Genomic DNA, 3,325 nt, shown 5'->3' on the forward strand with positions numbered 1-3,325 from the left:
TCAATCATTGATAGATTAGAACAAGAAACTAATCCAATCATAAATGTGAGTAGTATAGTTATTCTCATATGAATCCTTGTTAACTTAGTTTTTAAATTTACACTTTTTTATATTTTCACTTCGAATATAATTTAATAAAGCTAAAAAATAGATTTCAATATCTTTATCTTTTGATAACTCTGTGATAGTGATTTTTTCTACTTCCGGTTCTGATTTAACAAAAAGTGGTTCTTTATATTTGTTTTCAATAATAGTAGCGTTAATTAAATTTATCCTATGATAAATTTAATTTTAACGTTGATATTCTATTTTGACCACTTACATTATCAACCCTTTGTAAATTGATTCCGATTCATGAATTGAAGTGTAATTTACTGTAGAGTCAATTGATATTTTCCCAGTTTTGGGATCGATATTATATTTTTCCCAAGATACGATATATAAGACACCTTCAAACATGATTGAATTAAGAATCCATAGTTCAAAATCCTGATTCATATAGAAAATACGTTCATTATATGAATACTCATTAAATTCATATTCATAAATATTGATAGAATCAACCTCTAACCCATCAATATTCGTATTTAACTCAAGTGTTTTAGTAGAATAATCACCATCATCATTCTTTGACCCTAAGAGCAGTCTAGTATTTAGCATGACTTTACTGTTAGCACCTGAGAAACTATCAAGGTTTATACTATCAAAACTATAATTACTAACTTTGTCGTAATATAAGCATTTTTCGGGGTAAGAAAGATTTTCAGCTGTACATGATTTTTCTAGTAGAGGTATAAATTCTTTATCAGAAATTTGTCTGATACCCATACCTGTAGAGTGTAAATCTGTAGAACTAAGTTCTTTAGATAATGTTTCATTTAAAGGAGACGAAGTTTTTGTTTCACTTGTATCTACACTACAGGAGCAAAGTGTGGCCATTACAAATATTAAGCTATATTTAAACATATTATTCTCTAATTATTTTTACGCGCTTTTCATCGAACATTGAATGCAAATGGCTGTCATGATAGGCTGCTAGATAGCATGGGTGAGGAAATGTATCAATACATGAACTTCGACCGTATGTCAGAGCACACTGAAGAATAGGACAAGATTAATGTGGCTCAGTTGACCTAATCTTGAGTACATAAGCTTTTAAAATTGAAAGCCTTATACTTAAAACAAGAAAACCCCGTGTCATCATGATGCGGGGTTTTTTGTTGGGTGTGGGTAGGTATAAGCCATATTCGTTTGCTATGAGTGATATATTTCAAAATTTTCACAAAATTTATTCTAATCACATGTTTTAGTATTCATAATGTTTTTATCGTGAGTTAAGCATAGTTTTTTAGTAGACACTACAAATACTACTATCATCTAAATTATTGGATACGGATATACTGCTAATAGTATTAGGATCCGTGTCTGTAATAGTATCAGGATATCTGTCTGAAACATTAAAAGTCAATGTATTACCTTGAGCATTGGGTCGAGTCGTATAATATCTATTTGTCATATAGTAGCTTTCATCACCCATATTGCTTGTATATTCGTGATACTCGACTTCTGGATGGGTACTCAAGAGTTTAGAGATGTTATCGTTTACCTTAAAGCCTTTACTGGTTTGGTAGCTAGAATCGAAAAATTCAACTGAGATTAGAGTGTCACGCAAAAACAGCAATTGAAATTCTGAGTTGCTACTATCCATAGAGCACTCATTGATAGTGTGCTCTAAATTTAAAGACATACCTAATTTAGATTCTATTTCTTCAATAGTATTGTGTAGAGTAAAGTTTTCGGTGCCATTAGCAGTGATAATTTTATTACTATCGAGTGTTATTCTATCAGAAGAGTCAACACCTTCCATTACTTCAAGATCTTTAAGACGCAACCAACCTGTTTTTGAACCTTTTAAATAAGACGTTTGTATCCAGTCATCTTTAATAGATAATACCTCAATCTCATCACCTGCTATGAAATAGGATGAAGTCTTACTGTCAAGATAAGGTTGTCTATAGATAAAAGCTTTATCTGCACTAACTATATAAGTTGAATAATTGGTGCTTGGCAGAGCGTCACATTCTAATCCAGAGTTGAATGAATATGATGTGCTTTGACCTTTTGCATCTGTCAATTCTAAATTCCTAATGGCATTTTGAGACATTAAAGTTGCCGTGTATCCTTGATCATTCTGATATATACGAGTGAATTCATGAGGACGACCTTGACCTGTTTCTATCTCATTAGTACTTGTCAATTTGAAAGTACTGTAGCCATTTATTTTTAATTCCTTAAGGCTTTGAGGGTAGTAGATATTTATTGATTTGCTGTTATCTATTACACACTCTTGCGTAGTCGTATCTGAGACTTGAGAGTGGTTTGATGACTTTTTAATCTGAACATTAGCTGAAGACGGTGCTATTTTTGGATTGGAGGAGTTAACAGGGCTTTCACAGCCTAAAGTTAAGAATAACGTAGATGCAACTATGATCAAAATTTTATCAAGATTCATAACTTATTGATCCTTTTTTTAGCGTAATTTACGGTATTCTCAATTTATAGATAATAGTATAGACATACTTTCTAAAAAGCACTAAAGTAAAAAGGTAGCTTATTTGAAAACCAACTAAGGTAAGTCAGCTTTAGACTCTTCTAAATCTATAATTGCTGGAGATACTAACTTTTTTTCTGCAAATGAATTTGTTGTACATTCTTTTGTATTAGTACTACCGTTAGGGCTTACAATATCGATAAAAGCTTTAATACCATAGGCCTCTTCGGGAACACCTATAATGTAGCGGTATCCATCATTTTTAAAATGAAAATAGGTTGTGTAGGCTGAATAAACAAGTGTTCTTTTCAAAGGCTCCCTACTAGTAAAGTGTTTAGATAGCTCTACTTTATCTTCTTTACCAAATCGATAGATAGCACTTTGAGAGTCAGCAGAGCCACATATAGATACAACCCTGCTTTGTGGTTCATCTATCTCGCATGATACAACGGGTATTTCATCAGCTATACACAATGACTCTGAACTTTTTTCTTCTGCATAAGTCTCTGTTTTATGAGAGAATTCAGATTTGTCATAAGTATTAGCACAAGCCGATATTACAAATATGGGAAGTGATACTAGAATTACGCTCGTTAGTTTCATTTAAATATTCCTTCGGATTCTTTATAAGCTGCTTTGCGCCTGTCCAAGCCTTCTCTACCACCATTAACTTTTTTGGTAACAGCAGTAACATCAGCATAACCATTACCTTCACTGGTACTATAAACATTATAATTGAGCCAAAAATACATTGCACTCTGAATCGCATAAGGC

General features: G+C 32.3%; 3 protein-coding genes. All 3 read right to left on the reverse strand.

Features of this window, described 5'->3' with window-relative positions:
• Positions 1-318: 318 nt before the first annotated feature.
• A complete protein-coding gene (locus ACT3QP_RS14450; RefSeq protein WP_444525985.1) occupies positions 319-966 on the reverse strand; it encodes a hypothetical protein in 648 nt (215 codons plus the stop codon).
• A 382-nt stretch (positions 967-1,348) separates the two neighbouring features.
• A complete protein-coding gene (locus ACT3QP_RS14455; RefSeq protein WP_444525986.1) occupies positions 1,349-2,512 on the reverse strand; it encodes a hypothetical protein in 1,164 nt (387 codons plus the stop codon).
• A gap of 114 nt (positions 2,513-2,626) precedes the next feature.
• Entirely contained in the window at positions 2,627-3,154 is a 528-nt protein-coding gene (locus ACT3QP_RS14460) for a hypothetical protein (RefSeq protein WP_444525987.1), read from the reverse strand.
• Between the last annotated feature and the right edge of the window lie 171 nt (positions 3,155-3,325).

Source organism: Psychrobacter sp. AOP7-B1-24 (assembly GCF_052376215.1).
Taxonomy (GTDB): domain Bacteria; phylum Pseudomonadota; class Gammaproteobacteria; order Pseudomonadales; family Moraxellaceae; genus Psychrobacter.

Bases quoted from the DNA above. Each gene is read 5' to 3' on its own strand.
- ACT3QP_RS14450 (WP_444525985.1), bottom strand. From the start codon at position 966: ATGTTTAAATATAGCTTAATATTTGTAATGGCCACACTTTGCTCCTGT.
- ACT3QP_RS14455 (WP_444525986.1), bottom strand. From the start codon at position 2,512: ATGAATCTTGATAAAATTTTGATCATAGTTGCATCTACGTTATTCTTA.
- ACT3QP_RS14460 (WP_444525987.1), bottom strand. From the start codon at position 3,154: ATGAAACTAACGAGCGTAATTCTAGTATCACTTCCCATATTTGTAATA.